Below are 18,596 nucleotides of genomic sequence, written 5' to 3' on the forward strand. Positions count from 1 at the left end.
CCTTACTTAACGAATACCGACCCTAAGTCTTCCAAATTCTCGGATAGACTGGAGGAACGCCAATAATTAAAGACCTTGAAATCTCCCAAGCGCGAATCAAACGGTTTTTCAAATCATCGAGATCGCAATCCAATGTTCGTAAAACCAACACCTCATCGACCAGTGAAATGCCGCACCTATCCGACCACGGCTCCTCAAGCAGCAGCGCCCTGATTTTTTTAAGAACGTTTTTATCCGCATGATAAAAAAGCATGGTCGCCATCAGCGTCTGCGCGGCAAGGGAAAAAGGACTGCTTAAAAGCTCCGACTGACCCGAAAATACAAACCGGTCGATAAAAATCGGCTCTTTATGCAAATTGACAGTCAAACTCTGCACAAGATGACCGTTCTCGAATGTTTCTTGCATGGCCGGACGACCCAGGCCGACGATATCCCAGGCAATCAACCGGCAATCTGTATCGTGCAAATTAAAGACCAGAGTGTTTTTGACACTGGAACGATCGAAAAACAGGGTTTCCTGAGGCAGCCACTCAAGCTCACAACCACCCGACACTTCGATCGTTTGCGATTGACAGGCTGTTTTGCCCAGACTCCGATAGAATTTCGTTGCCGCAGGCGTACTGATCAACGCTTTGGAGTCGGGCTGCATATCGACATTTAAAGACAGCTGATCTCCGGCAACAACACCGCCCGGCGGATGAATAACCAGAATCGTCGGCCGATCATCTTCCTGATAATAAGGCCTTTGCAGCACAAGAGGACCAAAGTGTTTCTTATCTTTTACAACGGTTTTATTCCATCGGTTGACCAATGAAAAAGATAAAAAACCTTTCCATCCCTGATTCAGTGAGGTATTAATCATTTTGAATAAAAAAAGGAGCCGCAGCCCCTTTTTTCCTTAACTAGGCTGACCAAAAGTCAGATTAGAAAGTAAAGCCGTAAGTAAGCTGAAGTAGAGGCTTCTCTAGTGCAGTATCGTCTACCGCATCACCGAACGCCTTGCTCAGTTTGAAGCTTAGGTTATCAGTTGCTGCATAGCTGATGTTTACATCGCTGTATTCAGCTGCATCGTTATCAGACAGAGTGGTACCGTAGTGAAGACCGATTGCACCCATTCCGTAGTCCAAAGAAATGTACTTGTAGTTATCTGCATCATCAGTCTCTGTATTGATATATGCAGTTGCAGAGAAATCTTTATAACCTAGACCAAGAACATATTCAGAGATCAAGTTCCCGTCGTCGCGATCATAGCTTGAACCACCTGCTGCAGGATAGAAATAAGCTGCATAACCGATATTCAAAGAAACATCACCAAAAGTTGGTGCATAACCACCGTAAACATCAAATTCAGTACTTCCTGAAGCACCTTCAGAAGAAGTCCAAGTACCTAGATACAAACCTGATTCATGAGAATAATCGGCTCCACCAAAAACAGTACCAGCACTCTCACTGATCTGCAGACCACGCCACAGATACATGTTACTTACTGCTGCGTTATAAGAAATCTCACCCGCTTGAACTGATGCAGGCGTTACTGCCATAGCTGCAGAACCAGCAACAGCAAGTGACAGAAGAAGTGGTTTTAGTTGTAGTGATTTTTTCATCTATTAAATCTCCAAGACGGGTTTGAGTTGTTATAAAAAAAGCAAATTAATTTCACAAACCCTATTAACCCGATATAGGCCAAAAAATAAATAAAGCTTATATTTCAATCACTTAAAATTTATTACCAAAAAACAAGGTTTTTACCACCCTGAATAGAGCACCAAAAAAGAACACAAAAAGAAAACACTTGGTGCAATATGAATTCGCTTCAATCCACTACAAAGTCGGATCCAAAGTGTTGTGAATTGACCGTATTTGCTCCGCCCTAAAACAAAAAAGCCTCCGGTAACCACCGGAGGCTTTTTCAACAACAACGCATAACTTTAGCGCTTTACATAACTTCGGGAATGGCCGGCCACGGGTAATCTTTCTGGCAAACCGAAATAAAGAAAGGATTTAACAGAGTCGGTGTCTGCACATATTCCAGAGGATGACCGGCGGCATTTAACACAGCCCCTCCGGCAGCCTCGAGAATGGCTTGCGATGCCGCCGTATCCCACAGAGAGGTCGGACCGAAACGGGGATAGACATGCGCCTTGCCTTCCGCAACCAGGCAGGTTTTTAACGCCGAACCCATTTTAACGGTTTCATTGCTGCCCAACTCCGCCATGAATTGCTGGGTTCGTCCTCCGTGGCGACGGCTGACGGCGACCTTAGTCACCTCTTCCTCACTTAGGCGAGCCGCTTTGATTGGCTCGGCTGCAGACAACAGACTATCCACATTCAGCTTGTCCAGATCCAGCTGATAAATATCCAGCGGCAGTTTATAAGCGGTCTCCTCATCACGAAGCGCATAATAAAGCGTTCCCACTTCCGGGCCGAATACCACGCCAAGGACGGGATGATGCCCGACAATCAAAGCAATATTCACGCTGTATTCGCCGGTACCGGCAATAAACTCTTTGGTTCCATCCAGTGGATCGACCAGCCAGAACACCGGCCAGTTACGTCGCTCCTCGAACGGAAAACGGGAAACACTTTCTTCGGTCACCAAAGGGATATCCGGAGTCAGTTTCTGCAAGGCTTGAAAAATCAGATTGTCGGCATGGCGATCGACTTCGGTGACCGGGGTTCCATCCTTTTTATGCTCGATATCCAATTCCCGGTTATCCCGGTACATTCTGGAAATTTCCAAACCGGCATTCAAAGCAATCCGACACACTTCCGGAAGCCATTCTTGAAGCTGGTTCAGCGGAATCGAATCCTGTTGCATTTAAATTTTCCCCAAATGTTTCAGAACCAATAAAAGTGCCGCATAAGCGCGCCCTTCGGAAAAATCCGGATGGGCAACCAGTTCCTGCCAGTCATCCAGATGCCACGGAACGACTTCCAACGGTTCCGGTTCATCGCCCGGCGCTTCGGAAGGATGAAGGTCGGTGGCCAACACTATATGTGTCTGGTGCGTCATATAACCGGCCGCCAGACTGACGCTGTCCAGCAATTCAACCCTTTTCGGCAGATGACTGATCTCTTCCTGGCTTTCTCTAATCGCAGCCTCTTTCCAGCCTTCGCCAGGATCGATCTTGCCTTTTGGGAAACCGAGTTCATAACGTCCGACACCGGCGCCAAACTCGCGGATCAACAGTAAAGTACCGTCTTCCAGTACCGGCACGATCAACACCGCTCCGCCACCGCCGGCAAGCAGGCGTTCATAGACTACCTCTGCGCCGTTCGAAAACGCCAGATGCTGCGATTGAACGGTAAAAATCCGCGACTTGGCCGCGATTTTTTCCGCTAGAATAGAGGGCAGTTTTTGACTCATACAACCTCATCAGGCTTTTGATATTAACGATCAAATAATCATACGCTAAAGGGGAAAGGCTTGCCAATGAACTGGAATCAGATCGACACCGTTTTGCTGGATATGGATGGCACTTTGCTGGATCTGCACTTCGATTATCACTTTTGGATGGAAAGCATGCCCGAAGCCTACGCACATCAGAACCATCTCTCCATCGAACAGGCCAAAGAGCAGATTCACCAGCAGATTCACTCGCAAACCGGCACCTTGAACTGGTACTGTCTGGACTACTGGAGCGAGACACTGAAACTCAATATTGCCGAACTCAAGCGGGAATTCAAAGACCAGATCAAAGTTCATCCGGAAGTCATCGACTTTCTGGCTGCTTTGCGCCGACACGGCAAAACCGTCGTAATGGTCACCAACGCGCACCGCGACAGCCTGGCCATTAAACTCGAGATGACCGAAATTGGTCAATACTTCGACCACCTGATCTCGGCGCATGACTTCGGCATCCCCAAAGAAGATATCCGCATCTGGAGCGAGATCCAGCATGTTCAGCCATACGATCCAGAGAGAACGCTACTGATTGACGATAACCTGCATGCGCTGCAAACCGCCAAGGAGTATGGTATCGCCTTTCCGCTGTGCGCAACTCATGTCAGCCCGAAACTGGATAAAATCGACCCCCAAGGCTTTGCGCACTTTGAGAAATACTCGGAAATCATGCCGCGCTGAATACAACCTCGTTCAGGGGCGGAGAATCAACACCTTTTCGACAACACGATTGCCTTTGCGCTCGAAAACTTCCTGATCAACGACCTCGATCGAAGAAAAACCGCCGAACAGCTGCCGGACTTCCTGTTCGCTCACTGAAAACGGCGGACCGGCCATCGAAGACTGATCGTATTCCATAACCACCATTAAAAACGGTACCCCTTTCGGCAAAATTCGTTGCAGATGCTGTGCATACTCCCGGCGCATCTGCGGCGGCAGAGCGACAATCGCCGCCCGATCGTAGACCGCGCCGACACCTTTGCAGTCTTCGGCCGTCAAACCGAAAAAATCACCGCACAAAAGCGTCATCTGCTCCAGTTCATAACCGCAATAGCAATCATGCTGTACCGGCTGAGCCGTCAGGCTGTTTTCCTGCAGAAATTCGTCCAAAGCTTTCTGCGACAGCTCAACACCGATGACATCATGCCCTAAGTCACGAAGCCAAAGCATATCCAGCGTTTTTCCGCACAGCGGCACCAACACCTGCTCATCCCCGCGCAAATCCAATCGGGGCCAAAAGTCCCGTAAAAAACGATTAATCTCTTTCTGATGAAAGCCAACAACTCCGCTTTCCCACATCTCGTGCCAAAAATCCGCCTGCACTGCGTACTCCCTGATAACTTGCTGCGTATGCGTTTATAATAAGCGCGCAAAATTGTGCCATATTTTACAAGGATCGGCGATGGAACAGACGCAAAACGCTAAAAGCTCAAAACTCTGGCATAAAGCCTGGTTCAAGAACCTGTTAACGGTTTTGGTTTTCGTCGCCGTCTTTTTGGCATTGCGCCCGTTTATGCAAGGTGACGTCCTCGAAGGTCAGGCGCCGAAACTGCAACTGACCAGCCTGAACGGACAAACGCTGGACCTGCAGAAAATGAATGCCGAAGGCGAAGTGGTACTGATTCACATCTGGGCTACCTGGTGTCCGATCTGCAAATTCAGCCGTGACGGCATTGAGGATATTGCCGCCGATTACAAAGTAATCAGTATTGCCACCCAGTCCGGCGATGACGAGCAGCTTCTGAGTTATGCCCGCCAGCACGAGATGAACGCCGACTATCTGGTTAACGATCTGGACGGCGCGCTCGCTGCGCAGTTCGGCGCCAAAGCGGTACCGGCGGATTTTGTCATCACCCCCAGTGGTGAAATCGCTTTTGTCGAAGTCGGGTTGACCAGTTCCATCGGTCTGCGCCTTCGTCTCTGGTGGGCAGGACTCTAGAGCATTCATATGAAATTTAACGGCATGATTATCCATACGGCGCGCGACGAGTACGGCCTGGTTCAGGTTGTCGAAAATCGCACTACCCGCAAACTGCACTTCGACTCACCTGTCGAGCAAAGCTGCATTTTCCGCAACGCGCCCATGACCTTGAACTTCGAATACCAGCAGAAAATGATCGCGCTGGTCAACGAACATTTCCAAGCCCGTAAACAGCCCAAAAACTATCGGGTATTGATGCTCGGCATGGGCGGCGGCACCATGGCGCACCACCTTTATCACAGCCTACCAAATCTGCAAATGACAATAGTCGAACTGCGCCGGATCGTGATCGATATTGCTTATAAATTTTTCGGTTTGCCGGATGCTCCGGAAATCGAAGCGGTGCAAGCCGATGCGATTGAGTACATTCAGGAATTAGCCGCAGAGTGCGAAAGCGACGCCATTTTTAAATATGACGCCATTCTGATCGACATCTTCGATTCCGAGGGACTGCCTTCCGAGCTGAGTTCACACCCCTTTCATCAGGCGATTAGCCGCTGTCTGAAACCCGGCGGCCGACTGATTTTCAACTTATGGAACCGTATCGAAGCAGGCAGAGAGCGAGAAAATACCGCAGAGAGCGCGGAAGTCCTCGCCTATTGGCAGAACGAAAAAACCCATAAAGCACAAAACCAGTATCTGATGCATTCAACCAGCAACCTGATTTTGTGCCTGGATTTTTAATCCTCAGTCGTTATCCGACAAACGCTGTCCCGTCATGCGTTTTAAAGTGACGTCCTTATCGATAAAGTGATGCTTCAAAGCCCCTGCAATATGCAGAACTACAGCCAAGATAATCAGATTACCGCCCAGCCCGTGCAATGTCTTTCCTAAACCGGCCAGAGTTGCATTCACCGCAATAACTTCCTGTGGGTTCTGCGGATCCGGGTTTCTGGCCATTAATTCCAGTCCGAAAAATGGAATGCCGTGACCGCCCAACCCTGACATCATCATGCCCGAAATCGGCATCAGAACCGTCCCGATAATCAACACCCAGTGAACAACTTTAGACAAAGTGATTTCCAGAGGCTTGTACTCGCGCACCGGCTCCAGCCAACCGTTTTTCACGCGCCAATAGATACGCCACAAAATGAAGGCCAACAGCAAAACTCCAAACGACTTATGCCACGGATAGAGCGCAAAAACCTCCGCTTCATCCATATAAATGCCGGAGGCCAGCATCGCAATCATTCCGAAAGCGACCAGCCAATGAAGAAAAAGAGTCTGTCTGCTGAGTTGTTGTTTTGTATCCATTTAATCCTCCTGGGAGCAGTGAGCTGAAGATAATAAAAAAGCCTTGAATATTTTAGGAAACGGCGGCCACTGAATATGAAACTTTTATTATGCCCGCCTGCGGCCGCCGGCTAATCATTCCCGCTTACGCTGCCGGAGCAAATGCTCTCTGCGGTAACTTGGCGCGCTGCTCGTCCGTTAACAGCTTATGCACTTCCTGGCGTGTCTGCTGACGCATCTGCTGCATATTCTGTTGTTTTTGCATCAGTACTTTACGAATTGCGTCCTGCTGCTGCGTGCTTAAATTCAGCTTGCGAGTCATGCGTTCGATGCGGTTTTCCACTTTCAACTGCATCAAGGCTTGACGTTTTTCGGCACTCATGGCGTTCTTGTGAAAACCGCCCTTGTGCATAGCCTTGTGCATAGCCTTGTGCATTGAAAAATGCCCCCCTGCATGAAAATTGTGACCGGTGCCTTTCAGACGATTGTGTTTATGCATCATGTATTGCTGATGGCCATAACTCCCTTCGCCTTTATACATCCCTTTGTTCTGACAGAAATCTCCGTTTCCGGCAAAAGCCACTGTGGTGATTCCAGCCAGGGCAACGATACCGATAATAGATGCTACTTTTTTCATTGTCATTCTCCTGAACAATTTATTGAAACCGAAGGGTTTGCTTCGGGTTGTGTTCAGTATGCAATCGAATCGTGCAAACTTTATGCAAGGAAAAAGAGATGCTGTGCAAGATTATGCACCGGAAGCCGATTCACTCTCCGCAAAAGCATTGGCGGCAAACTTGTAACCGACGCCATAGACCGACTGAATCCAGTCATTTTCCCCTAAGGCCGCACTCAGCTTCTGGCGCAGTTTTTTAATATGACTGTCAATGGTACGATCGGAGACGATCCGGTGATCGTGATAAATGCTGTCAATCAACTGCGCGCGGGAAAAAATTCGCCCCGGCGCCTGAGACAAAGTACGCAAAATCTCAAATTCCACCGCCGAAAGATCCACCTTGTCACCCTGATAACGAACCTGATAACGTTCGCCATCCAGAATCCAGCCGTTATCCTGAGGGTGTTCGCTGCTCGGTTTGGCCCGGCGCAAAAGCGCTTTGACTCGTGCGACCACTTCCCGCGGACTAAAGGGTTTACAGATATAATCATCCGCCCCCATCTCCAAGCCGAGAATTCGGTCAACCTCTTCGACTCTGGCGGTCAGCATCATAATCGGAATCTGACTGAATCCACGGATCTGCTGACAGAGTTCAATGCCGTCGCTATCGGGCAACATAATATCCAGAATAACGCAGTCGGCCCGATTCTCCTTGAGCCACGATACTACCTGTGCACCACGTTCGAAGTACTGTGTCTCGTAACCAAAACTATGCAGATATTCGATTAAAATTTCGGCAATTTTGGCTTCATCTTCGACGATGACAATCCTCTCCTGGCTCATCCATGCTCCTTTTTCGGTAACCTAACCGCAACTTGTAAACCACCTGATTCGGAAGCGTCGAATTGCACCGATCCGCTATGCGCTTCAACGATGCGACTGACTATCGCCAATCCCAGCCCGGCTCCTCCAGAGCGACGATTGCGCGACGGATCGGTACGGAAAAAACGCTCTGCCAGCTTCTGCATGTCTTTGGTTTCCACGCCCGGCTCCGAATCTTTGATCAGGATCAGCCAGCTTCGATTCTCTTCCTGTAACGATAATTCAATCATCCCTTGATCTCCATTGCTGCGTTCGGCATCCGTATAGGCCACCGCATTGTGCAACAGGTTATTCAACATCTGCGTCAGGCGCTTTTCATCACCATGCACCAACACCTTCCGCGATGCGGGAATGTTCAGTTTGAAAGCGATGCCCTTGGCTTGCGCTTTGGCTCGATAATTCGCCGAAACCATTTGCATCAGCTCCGTCAGATCCACCGTCTGCATCACATACTGCAAGGCGCCGACATCGCTTAAACTCAGCTGATAAAGGTCTTCGATCAAATGCTGTAACAGCTCCACTTCCTGATGCAGGTTGTGCAAACTTTTCTCATCCAGCGGACGGATACCGTCACGCATGGCCTCAATGGAACCTTTCAATACCGTCAAAGGCGTTCGCAGTTCGTGCGAAATATCGGCAACCCACTGATTACGGCTCTGCAGAGAAGCCTGCAAAGTATTAGCCAGATGGTTGAAGTCTCTTTGCAAAGCACCGAACTCGTCCGAGCGACTGACTTTAGTGCGCTTCTGATAATCTCCTTGAGCCAGAGCGCGAACCGACCCGGTCAATTCACGAATCGGCACCAGAAAATGGTTAGCCAGCGGCCAGAGAATGACCAGAACCAGCAAGGTGATCAGAATCGCCCCCAGCGTTAAAATTTTAAATTGTGTCTGGGCGAATTCGATATCCGCCTGCTCGATCAATTCACGCAAGGGGTGATAACCGATCTGTGCTACGACCTTGCCGTTTACCTGGACCGGAAGGCGCATGCAGGCTTTAGTCATTTTCGGACCGAGAATCACTTGCCCGTCGTTACTCATCAGACTGACACGTTCTTCAAATTCATCCGGCGCATACGGTCGTCTTTTGGGCTCACGTTTGAGAATAAACGGCAATATTCCCGGGTTCTGACTTAAATCGATACGATGCGAGAGGTGCAGCAGCCGCTGCCAGTTGGAAAGCGGGAGACCTTCGGCCTCATCGGTCGACTCATACTGCAGATAGATTTCCAGGTTGTTTTTCAAACGTTCCAACCGCTGCTGATCCCGCTGGTCGACATAGTGCAGAATCGTCTTGTGCAGAACATATTGGTTACTCCACAGCAAGGTGCCGAGAATGACAAACCCGAACAACAGCAGAAAACCGACCAGTTTTAAACGAATCCCCATAGCCTTCCCTTTGGCACTAATTCAATTACTTTACCGTAAAACCGACGGGCAAAATTGCAAAAAATATGCAACCCGAACCGGGGCGAACTCCGCTTAATCGCGAACAATAAACTGCTATACTCATAACTTGATCAGTTATCCCGAAACAAACCACAGCAGGCATCAAAGAGTCCGCGATTCCATGAAACGATTTTCACATTTATTCAGCGCTTTTCTGACGATATTTCTTTTTATTAACCCGCTCAATTTGGCTCAGGCCAACCCGGCTGCAGAAGGTCATTCGGAATCGAACCATACTCCGAAACTTGCCTATCTGGTCTCCGATATCCATATCCCTTTCTGGGAAATCATGAGCCGAGGCATTCAGGAGCAGGCGCACACGCTCGGCTATCAGCTGGAAATATACAGCGCGCACAACGAAGCTAAACGCGAGCTGAAAAATACCATTCAGGCGATCAAACAGAATGTTTCCGGAATCATCGTTTCGCCAACCAACTCTTCCGCCTGTGTCACCATTCTTGAACTCGCCCGCAAGGCCGGCATTCCCGTGGTTATCTCGGACATCGGAACCGAAAGCGGCGACTATGTCAGCTATATCTCTTCGGATAATTTTCAGGGGGCCTACCAGATCGGACAGGTTCTGACCGAAAAAATGCAAGCACTCGGCTGGCAGAACGGCAGCGTCGGCATCATCGCGATTCCTCAGGCAAGAGAAAACGGCAAAAACCGGACCGCCGGATTCCTGAAAGCGCTGGAAGAAGCCGGTATTAAGGGCGGCGGTCTCAAACAGCAGATTACCTTCTCCTATCAGGAAACCTATGACTACAGTAGCGAACTGATCAACCAGACGCCGAACCTGAAAGCGATCTGGCTGCAGGGTTCCAACCGCTATCAGGGCGCACTGGATGCCATCCGCGACAGCGGTAAAGAAAACGAAATCCTGCTGCTGACCTTCGACGCCGAACCGGAGTTTCTGGAATTGATTCCGCAAGGCGTCCTGATCGCTTCCGCCATGCAGCAACCATTTCTAATGGGCTCCACGGCCGTCTCGGTATTGGATAATTTTTTACACGGGAAAAAGGTTGAAAAAGAGATTAAACTTTCCGTCTTGCCGATTTCGATGGCGAATATTAAAAAAATGCAGCCGACCATCAAACGAAATGTACTGGGAATACTGAAGTAACTTGTGAACGTGAAAAGCAAACCGATCAAAAACAATTCAATCTACCTGAGATCCGGACTGATCATTATCACTTCAGTGCTGCTGGTTATGGCCGTCACAACCCTTTTTGCCTATCAGGGCGAAAAACAGCGCCTCGATCTAGAAATCAAGGAAAGCGCGCATCGAACCATGATTGCCGCCGAAGATCATATTACCGACATGATCGCCTCCTACTCGGTCAACGAATACAGCAAAATCGTTCACAACGAGATCGAGCACAACGGTCTGTTTGCGATGATCATCCAGGACAGCAACATGAGCACCCTCCTCGGAGAGAGTGTTTATTACAAAGGCTATATTCGCAATCATAAAGGGGAAATCGTCGAATACGACCCTGCCGACAGCCGACAGGCGCAGCAGCTTCACGACGCCTATTTCTCCCAGAAAAAAAATCTGACCGATGCTCAGGGAAATCCGCTCGGCACCATCACGGTCTATATCTCCGATGACGAGCTGCACAAGCGGCTGGATAATCTGCTGGTCGAAAACCTGCTCAGTGCCTTGGCGATTTCACTTTTACTGGTCGCGACCCTATTTATTATGATGCGCATGCAGCTTTTGCGCCCGCTGACGGAGATTATCGAAACCATTTCTCACCGGGATTCCGACGGCCTGCCCAAACACTTTGTACCGATCAAAGGGCCTAACGAGATCCAGACGCTGGGCCGAACCCTTAATCACATGGTCGGTGCCATCAAAGCCTCACAGGGCCAGCTGCTGCAACAACAAGAGGCATTGAAAGCCGCGACCAACCGCTTTCAACTTGCCATTGAAGGCTCCCGCGACGGACTTTGGGACTGGCTCATCAAAGATAATGACATCTACTTCTCGGAGCGCTTCGCCAATATGCTCGGTTACTCTCCGGACGATTTTATTTCGACGCCCGAAGCTTGGATGCAGCTCATCCACCCCGATGACCTCGACAAGGTGCGCTATCGCATTAACCAATACCTGAGCGGCAAAGGCGACAAAACCTACGAGAACACTTTCCGCATGCAGACCAAACAGGGCGAATGGCGCTGGATCAGCGCACGAGGCAAAGCCCTGTTTGACGAAAACGGCGAGGCTACCCGTTTTGTCGGCTTTAACTCGGACATCACCAAAGCGATACAACAGCAGGAAGAGCTGCAGGAACAGAAAAACATTCTGCAGTATTACGCCAGCCACGACCCGCTGACCGGTCTGGCCAACCGCAGTCTGTTTTATGACCGGCTCGAACAGGCCATCAGGAAATCACAGAGAAATTCCGAGAAACTGGCCGTCTTCTTTATCGATCTCGATAACTTCAAAGAGATCAATGACTCTCTGGGGCACGATATCGGCGACGAAGTGCTCAAAGCGGTTTCCGAACATCTCAAAAAGCTGATCCGCTCCGGCGATACTTTCGCCCGTTTGGGCGGCGATGAATTCACCATTCTGATTGAAGAACTCAAACAGGAACAGCACGCCTCTATCCTGGCGGAAAAGATCGTTAAAGACCTCAATCAGCCGATCCTCGTGCGTAACCACGAGCTCCATCTCGGTTGCAGTATCGGTATCAGCATCTACCCGGAAAACGGCGACAACCCGACCGACCTGCTGAAAAATGCCGATGCCGCCATGTACCGCGCCAAGAATCAGGGGCGCAACAACTTCCAGTATTATTCACGGGAGATGACCGAAGAAGCTTTCGACCGTTTGAATATGGAAGCCAATATCCGCTCCGGAATACAGAACGGCGAGTTTGTAGTGTATTACCAGCCGCAGATCGATTTTAGCAACCGTAAAATTCTCGGCATGGAGGCTTTGGTCAGATGGAATCATCCGGAACTGGGCTTTATTCCTCCGGCGAAATTTATTCCGGTAGCGTCCAGTACCGGGGTGATTGTCGATCTTGATCGTCATGTCATGCACAAAGCGGTGCAGGACTTTGCCGGCTGGCATAAACAGGGATTGGAACCGGGTCGTCTGTCGATGAATCTGAATATCAAACAATTGCAACGCGAAGACTTTGTCGAGTTCCTCAAATGGCTGATTACCGATTCCAACTGTCAGGCTCGGTGCCTGGAACTTGAAGTGACCGAGGGCGAGCTGATGAATAACCCTCAGCAGTCGATCCAGCTCCTGAAACAGATCGATCAGCTTGGCATCACCCTCTCTCTGGATGATTTCGGAACCGGCTATTCGTCACTGTCGTACCTGAAACGACTGCCGATCTCCAAACTGAAAATCGACCAGTCCTTCGTACGCGACCTGCCGGACGACAAAGAAGATGCTGCCATTACCGGTGCGATTATCGCTCTGGCGAAGAGTCTGAAGCTGGATATTCTGGCCGAGGGTACCGAAAACGAAGAACAGGTTCGCTTTTTGAGTGAACAGGGCTGCTCGAACTTCCAAGGCTACTATTTTGCCAAACCGATGCCTGCCGATAAGATCAAAGACTATCTGAACCAATTCCGCTCCGAAGCGTTCGCGGAAGATAAAGGGTAATGACACAGAAACGGCTGAGCGCTCTGTCAAAAAGATAAATCAAAAATAAACCGAGGCAAGCGAAGTTTTAAAAAGCGCAATCGGCGAAGCGGGAACAACGTCTCCCGGAGCAGAGTCCGCTTCCGGAAAGACGCCAAAAAGAATGCTCGGGAGCGATTATTCTTTTGATCTGAAAATGCAGTTTTCAGCGTAGGATTTCGCTTCGTTTGCAGACCACTCCCCTTTCGGCTTCTGATCCATCTCTTCACACCAGGCCTGACTACCGACTTCAGCCGAACAGCCACCAAGAATCAGTCCACTCAGCAAAACCGTTAAATAGAAACTTTTTTTCATTTTCTTTCCTCTATGTAAATACACCGGCGGAGACGACCGTCCACTCCGCTTGAAAATATGCTATCACTATCCGCATAAAACTTCGCAAAATCATATCCCTAAAAACCGCATGGACACTGTTTTTCCGCGACAGATCCATTCCCGTTTCCGTTTCCGCAAAAGAAGCCGGACAAATCGAATCCTCTGCACTCGACGCAATACAAGGTTTATAATCTGCAAATTCTTTATTGAGCACTAAGGTATTTGTATGGCACTGCTGTTTCTACGCGATATTCAACTCAGCTTCGGCTCGGCGCCGCTACTCGACAAAGTCAGCTTGCAGATCGAACCAAATGACCGGGTCTGTATTGTCGGACGAAACGGTGAAGGCAAATCCACCCTGCTTAAAGTAATTGAAGGCATTATCCCGCCGGACGACGGGACGCGCATCGTTCAGGATGGCGTACATATCGCCAAATTACAGCAGGAAGTACCGCACGACACCCACGGTTCGGTATTCCATATCATTGCTCAGGGACTCGGCGACATCGCTCCGCTGCTGGAAAAATTCCATAAATTGAGCGTCAAAATGGAGCAGGATTACTCCGACGAGGTTTTGGCGCATTTCACCCAGGTGCAACAGGAAATCGATGCCAAAAACGGCTGGGAGCTGAATCAAAAAGTCGATACCGTCATATCCAAACTCGGTCTGCCGCCGGATGTCGAATTCTCAACCCTTTCCGGAGGAATGAAACGCCGCGTCCTGCTCGCCAAAGCTCTGGTTCAGGAACCGGACATACTCTTGCTCGACGAACCGACCAACCACTTGGACATCCCTTCGATTCAGTGGATGGAAAACTTTTTAACCTCGATGCGTTGTGCACTGGTTTTCATAACCCACGACCGTTCGTTCCTGCAGGCGCTTGCCAATCGCATCGTCGAACTGGATCGCGGCAAGCTCTCCAACTGGGAATGCGACTACCATACTTACCTAGAACGCAAGGCTGAATGGCTTGCGGCCGAAGCCAAGCAGAACGCAGAATTCGACAAAAAGCTGGCTCAGGAAGAAGCCTGGATCCGTCAGGGAATCAAAGCACGCCGTACCCGCAACGAAGGTCGTGTGCGCGCCCTGAAGCAACTGCGCGATGAACATAAAGCGCGCCGTTCGCAGCAAGGCAAAGCCAATCTGCAGACCAATATTGCCGACACCTCCGGAAAACAGGTTATCGAAATCAAAGAGCTGGGCTTCAACTATCCGAATAAACCGATCGTTAACGGCTTGTCGAGCGTGATAATGCGCGGAGACAAGGTCGGCATTATCGGTGAAAACGGCTGCGGTAAATCCACGCTGATCAATTTGCTGCTTGGCAAACTGGAACCTCAGGAAGGTTCGATCAAACTCGGGACCAACCTTAAAATCGCGTACTTCGACCAGCATCGTGCGCAGTTGAATGAAGAGTTGCCGGTCATCGAAAGCGTCCTCGAGGAAAGCGATCATGTCGAAATCAACGGTCAACGCAAGCATGTCATGGGCTACCTGGGCGACTTCCTGTTCAGCCCGGATCGAGCACGCCAGCCGGTCAAAGCGCTCTCCGGCGGGGAACGAAACCGACTTCTGCTGGCGCGCGTCTTTGCCAAACCGTCCAACCTGCTGATTCTGGATGAGCCGACCAACGATCTGGACGTCGAAACACTGGAACTGCTTGAAGAGCTGTTGATGAACTATCAGGGTACGGTGCTGATCGTCAGCCACGACCGTGAATTCCTCAATAATGTCTGCACCAGTTCACTGGTCTTCGACGCGCCGGGCGACGTCAACGAATACGTCGGCGGCTACGACGACTGGTTGCGCCAGCGTCCGAGACACTATACGGAACAGAATAAAACCGAAAAACCGGAAAAGAAAACCGAGAAAAAATCGGAGACTCCAACTGCGGCCAAAAGCGAAAATAAACCGCCGCAAAAGAAAAAACTCAGCTACAAAGACCAGCGCGAATACGACGCGCTACCGCAATTGCTGGAAGACCTGGAAGCACAAATCGAGACTCTGAACGAAGAAATCTCCCAGCCGGATTTCTACTCTCAGGATCAGGAGACGATACAAGGCGTGCTGGGCAAACTGCAGGAAAAAGAAGCCGAACTCGAAGCCGCCTTTGAACGCTGGGAAGAGCTGGAAGCGATGATTTCGTAAGACCACAGAGGCGGCTCATTCATGAGCCGTCTTGCACTTAGTTAAAATCTATCACACATTGTAAAAACCATTGTATTTTCCTATACAACCTTGAAATAGAGCTTTCACTTTGTTAGTGTATGCACCAACTTTAAGCAACCAAGACTTAAATTATCTTTTTTCATACTGCAATTACATTGCTGTCTTTTGCGTTTAGGCGCACTTTTTTAGGCCGTGAAAACCGGTCAAGTCTAATCCCTAGGGCAAAACCCTCAGGATCAATCGTAAGGCATATGCAGCGAGGGGCAACCCTGCCTCAGTCAATTCACCGACTTTACGCTGTTTCGAATATGCTCTTAACGTCTTTTGTGTTTCTCAAATTAACTTTTGTTTCAGCGCGATTGGTCAAAGACTCATCTTTAACCGAAGACTTCTACTATGGAGATCGATACAGATAATTCCCTGATTAAATATCGCCGTCCCCGCTTGGAAGACGGTCTCAGAATTTACCAACTGATTGCCGATTCACCTCCTCTGGATCTGAATTCGAGCTATCTGTACTTTTTGCAAAGTTCACATTTCGCCGACACTTGTGTTGTTGCGGAGAGTGACGGCGAATTGCTGGGCTTCATTTCCGGCTATTTACGTCCAGACAAACCCGAAGAGTTGTTTGTCTGGCAGATGGTCGTCGCCAAAACGGGCCGGGGCCGGGGCATCGCCAAAGGTTTGGTCAAGCAATTGATCAAACAGAGCCTGGCTTTCAGCCAAACGCCTTTGCAATCCCTAAGCTGCACAATCAGTCCGAGCAATCAGGCATCGCAAGGCGTATTCAAAAGCCTGGCAAAGGCTTTCGGACTGACCTTACGCAGCGAAACCTTCCTGACTGAGGCGCATTTTGCCGGTCAGGAACATGAAGCGGAGGATTATTACTTCCTGACCGCTCCCGATGGCCAGAGCCTGAATGATTACTTAACCGATACTTAAATAGATCTATTGCCTTATCGCAATTGCGCAGTAGTGAAACTGCCCTATTTAAACCGTTTTAAACAAATTTAAGATTGAGAGAAAACTATGTCAGATTTAGAAATTTTTAACACTTATGAATCCGAAGTTCGCGGGTACATTCGTTCTTTCCCGACCATATTCGATACCTCCAAGGGTGCCGAAATCTGGGATACCCAAGGAAAACGTTATATCGACTTTTTCGCCGGTGCCGGTGCCTTGAACTACGGACACAACAACCCGAAAATCAATGCCGCAATTATCGAATACCTGCAACGTAACGGCATTGGTCACGCACTGGACATGGGAACGGTCGCCAAGAAAGAGTTTATCGAAGCTTTCGTTACCAAAATCCTGCAGCCGCGTCACTTGAACTACAAACTGCAATTTGTCGGCCCGACAGGTACCAACGCCATTGAGACGGCGCTAAAAATTGCGCGTAAAGTGAAAGGCCGTAAGCAGGTCATGAGTTTCACCAACGGTTTCCACGGCATGTCAATGGGTTCTTTGAGTATTACCGGTAACCAGTATTATCACGACGACAGTTACGGCGTTCCGGGTTATACCTATCAGGTACCTTTCCATAACTATCTTGGCGATAAGGTCGATACCATCGCTTATCTGCGCAAAATTCTTGAAGATGCGTCTTCGGGTACCGAGCTGCCGGCAGCAATCGTACTGGAAACCATTCAGGCTGAAGGTGGTATTAATGTTGCCGGTCCGCAGTGGTTGAAAGACCTTCGTAAAATCTGTGATGACTTTGACATCCTGATGATTGTTGACGACATTCAGGTTGGTAACGGTCGTACCGGCGACTTCTTCAGTTTTGAACGCGCCAACATTCAGCCGGATATCGTTACGCTATCGAAATCCATCGGTACCGGTCAACCTATGTCGCTGGTATTAATGAAGCCGGAACTCGATAAATGGTCACCGGGCGAACACTCAGGAACCTTCCGCGGTAACAACCTGGCATTTGTCGCGGCAGCCACCGCTATCAACGAATACTGGTCGGACGACGACTTCGCCAACGAAAACAAAGAAAAATCCAAATTGATTGAAGAGCGTATGCAAGATTTGGCGCTTTCGTACCCGCACCTGACCAAAGATGTGCGCGGACACGGCTTTATCTGGGGGATCGAATTCCGTGACCCGGACTTGTGCGGCAAAGTATGCAGCGAATGTTTCGAAAAAGGTCTCGTGATTGAGACGGCCGGTTCGGAAGGCAACGTCATCAAATTCTTAGGGCCTCTAGTCATCACGGAAGAACTGATTAACGAAGGTTTTGACATTCTGAAGAACGCGATTAAAACCTGCTCGGCAGACTACTAATCCATAAACGATGAATAAGAGAAGGCTTGCCGCTTGGCGAGCCGAAAACAAGGAATTTCCATGATTGTAAAAAACCTATATGACGATGTTATCGGTACCGACGCCGATGTTGACAGTAAACAATGGACCAGCCGCCGCTTGCTGCTGGCCAAAGACGGCATGGGCTTTTCCCTGCACGATACTTTGATCAAGGAAGGCGAAGATCTTCACCTCTGGTATAAAAACCATCTTGAAGCGGTTTACTGCATTGAAGGCGAAGGTGAAATCTACGATAAAGCGACCGGAATTACTCACCCGATCCGAGAGGGAACCGTCTATGCACTGAACGAACATGACCAGCATATCCTGCGCGCTAACAAGGGTTCGCAGATGCGCATGGTCTGTGTATTCAATCCTCCGGTTACCGGTCGTGAAACGCATGACAAAGACGGATCCTACAACCTTCCAAGCGAAGACTAAGCGTTTTTAAGGTTCCCTTCGGGAAGCGGCAATTTTTTTATTGATTAGTGCTTTCCGGAGAAGATTAATTCTTCCCTTGAGAAAAGTGTGGCGGTAAAATATCGCCCATTTTTCTCAGGCAAGTAAA

19 protein-coding genes are annotated in these 18,596 nt (G+C 49.3%); 9 read left to right on the forward strand and 10 right to left on the reverse strand.

Features of this window, described 5'->3' with window-relative positions; all coding sequences use genetic code 11:
* Positions 1–22: 22 nt before the first annotated feature.
* The 4 genes from J3999_RS00985 to nudE all read right to left on the reverse strand — a co-directional run bounded on the left by J3999_RS00985 (position 23) and on the right by nudE (position 3,367).
* Entirely contained in the window at positions 23–754 is a 732-nt protein-coding gene (locus tag J3999_RS00985; protein WP_208126069.1) for an urease accessory protein UreD, read from the reverse strand.
* 169 nt (positions 755–923) lie between these two features.
* A complete protein-coding gene (locus tag J3999_RS00990) occupies positions 924–1,604 on the reverse strand; it encodes a TorF family putative porin (RefSeq protein ID WP_208126070.1) in 681 nt (226 codons plus the stop codon).
* A gap of 332 nt (positions 1,605–1,936) precedes the next feature.
* Positions 1,937–2,818, reverse strand: coding sequence for a 3'(2'),5'-bisphosphate nucleotidase CysQ (gene cysQ, locus J3999_RS00995; protein ID WP_208126071.1), 882 nt, complete (start codon positions 2,816–2,818; stop codon positions 1,937–1,939).
* Positions 2,819–3,367 (reverse strand): ADP compounds hydrolase NudE, encoded by a 549-nt coding sequence (nudE, locus tag J3999_RS01000; RefSeq protein WP_208126072.1) that lies wholly within the window; start codon positions 3,365–3,367, stop codon positions 2,819–2,821.
* 66 nt (positions 3,368–3,433) lie between these two features.
* Between nudE and yrfG the strand changes: the two genes are divergently transcribed.
* A complete protein-coding gene (gene yrfG / locus J3999_RS01005; RefSeq protein ID WP_208126073.1) occupies positions 3,434–4,084 on the forward strand; it encodes a GMP/IMP nucleotidase in 651 nt (216 codons plus the stop codon).
* A 12-nt stretch (positions 4,085–4,096) separates the two neighbouring features.
* On the opposite strand, the gene J3999_RS01010 is transcribed toward yrfG, so the two are convergent.
* Positions 4,097–4,726, reverse strand: a complete 630-nt coding sequence (locus J3999_RS01010; protein ID WP_208126074.1) for a thiopurine S-methyltransferase — start codon at positions 4,724–4,726, stop codon at positions 4,097–4,099.
* A gap of 79 nt (positions 4,727–4,805) precedes the next feature.
* On the opposite strand from J3999_RS01010, the gene J3999_RS01015 reads away from it, so the two are divergent.
* Together J3999_RS01015 and J3999_RS01020 are read left to right on the forward strand one after the other, a co-directional pair.
* The gene (locus tag J3999_RS01015; RefSeq protein ID WP_208126075.1) at positions 4,806–5,342 is read left to right on the forward strand and encodes a protein disulfide oxidoreductase; all 537 of its coding nucleotides are present in this window, start codon (positions 4,806–4,808) and stop codon (positions 5,340–5,342) included.
* A 9-nt stretch (positions 5,343–5,351) separates the two neighbouring features.
* Positions 5,352–6,068, forward strand: a complete 717-nt coding sequence (locus J3999_RS01020) for a spermidine synthase (protein ID WP_208126077.1) — start codon at positions 5,352–5,354, stop codon at positions 6,066–6,068.
* A 3-nt stretch (positions 6,069–6,071) separates the two neighbouring features.
* On the opposite strand, the gene J3999_RS01025 is transcribed toward J3999_RS01020, so the two are convergent.
* The 4 genes from J3999_RS01025 to J3999_RS01040 form a co-directional block, all read right to left on the reverse strand.
* Complete coding sequence (locus J3999_RS01025; protein ID WP_208126079.1) at positions 6,072–6,638, reverse strand: cytochrome b; 567 nt, start codon at positions 6,636–6,638, stop codon at positions 6,072–6,074.
* A 124-nt stretch (positions 6,639–6,762) separates the two neighbouring features.
* Positions 6,763–7,254 (reverse strand): hypothetical protein, encoded by a 492-nt coding sequence (locus J3999_RS01030; RefSeq protein ID WP_208126081.1) that lies wholly within the window; start codon positions 7,252–7,254, stop codon positions 6,763–6,765.
* A gap of 111 nt (positions 7,255–7,365) precedes the next feature.
* A complete protein-coding gene (locus J3999_RS01035; protein ID WP_208126083.1) occupies positions 7,366–8,076 on the reverse strand; it encodes a response regulator in 711 nt (236 codons plus the stop codon).
* Positions 8,073–9,503 carry an ATP-binding protein gene (locus J3999_RS01040; protein ID WP_208126085.1) on the reverse strand — a complete coding sequence of 477 codons (1,431 nt, stop codon included), beginning with the start codon at positions 9,501–9,503 and terminating at the stop codon, positions 8,073–8,075. The genes J3999_RS01035 and J3999_RS01040 overlap by 4 nt, the downstream gene beginning before the upstream one ends.
* Positions 9,504–9,684: 181 nt before the next feature.
* Here J3999_RS01040 and J3999_RS01045 point away from each other — a divergent pair, with 181 nt between their 5' ends.
* Together J3999_RS01045 and J3999_RS01050 are read left to right on the forward strand one after the other, a co-directional pair.
* Positions 9,685–10,686, forward strand: a complete 1,002-nt coding sequence (locus tag J3999_RS01045; RefSeq protein WP_208126088.1) for a substrate-binding domain-containing protein — start codon at positions 9,685–9,687, stop codon at positions 10,684–10,686.
* A gap of 3 nt (positions 10,687–10,689) precedes the next feature.
* Positions 10,690–13,194: a GGDEF and EAL domain-containing protein gene (locus J3999_RS01050; RefSeq protein ID WP_208126090.1), complete on the forward strand. Its 2,505-nt coding sequence runs from the start codon at positions 10,690–10,692 to the stop codon at positions 13,192–13,194.
* 156 nt (positions 13,195–13,350) lie between these two features.
* Here the strand turns inward: J3999_RS01050 and J3999_RS01055 are convergent, their stop codons facing one another.
* Positions 13,351–13,527: a DUF3012 domain-containing protein gene (locus tag J3999_RS01055; protein ID WP_173286083.1), complete on the reverse strand. Its 177-nt coding sequence runs from the start codon at positions 13,525–13,527 to the stop codon at positions 13,351–13,353.
* A 247-nt stretch (positions 13,528–13,774) separates the two neighbouring features.
* Between J3999_RS01055 and J3999_RS01060 the strand changes: the two genes are divergently transcribed.
* From J3999_RS01060 to J3999_RS01075, 4 genes are all read left to right on the forward strand, one after another.
* A complete protein-coding gene (locus J3999_RS01060) occupies positions 13,775–15,697 on the forward strand; it encodes an ATP-binding cassette domain-containing protein (protein ID WP_208126094.1) in 1,923 nt (640 codons plus the stop codon).
* A gap of 417 nt (positions 15,698–16,114) precedes the next feature.
* The gene (gene ectA, locus J3999_RS01065; RefSeq protein ID WP_208126096.1) at positions 16,115–16,660 is read left to right on the forward strand and encodes a diaminobutyrate acetyltransferase; all 546 of its coding nucleotides are present in this window, start codon (positions 16,115–16,117) and stop codon (positions 16,658–16,660) included.
* 87 nt (positions 16,661–16,747) lie between these two features.
* A complete protein-coding gene (gene ectB, locus J3999_RS01070; protein WP_208126099.1) occupies positions 16,748–18,010 on the forward strand; it encodes a diaminobutyrate--2-oxoglutarate transaminase in 1,263 nt (420 codons plus the stop codon).
* Positions 18,011–18,070: 60 nt separating this feature from the next.
* Positions 18,071–18,469, forward strand: coding sequence for an ectoine synthase (locus J3999_RS01075; protein WP_173286091.1), 399 nt, complete (start codon positions 18,071–18,073; stop codon positions 18,467–18,469).
* Positions 18,470–18,596 lie beyond the last annotated feature (127 nt).

Origin of the sequence: Thiomicrorhabdus sp. 6S3-12, assembly GCF_017571475.1 — a bacterium.
Taxonomy (GTDB): domain Bacteria; phylum Pseudomonadota; class Gammaproteobacteria; order Thiomicrospirales; family Thiomicrospiraceae; genus Thiomicrorhabdus.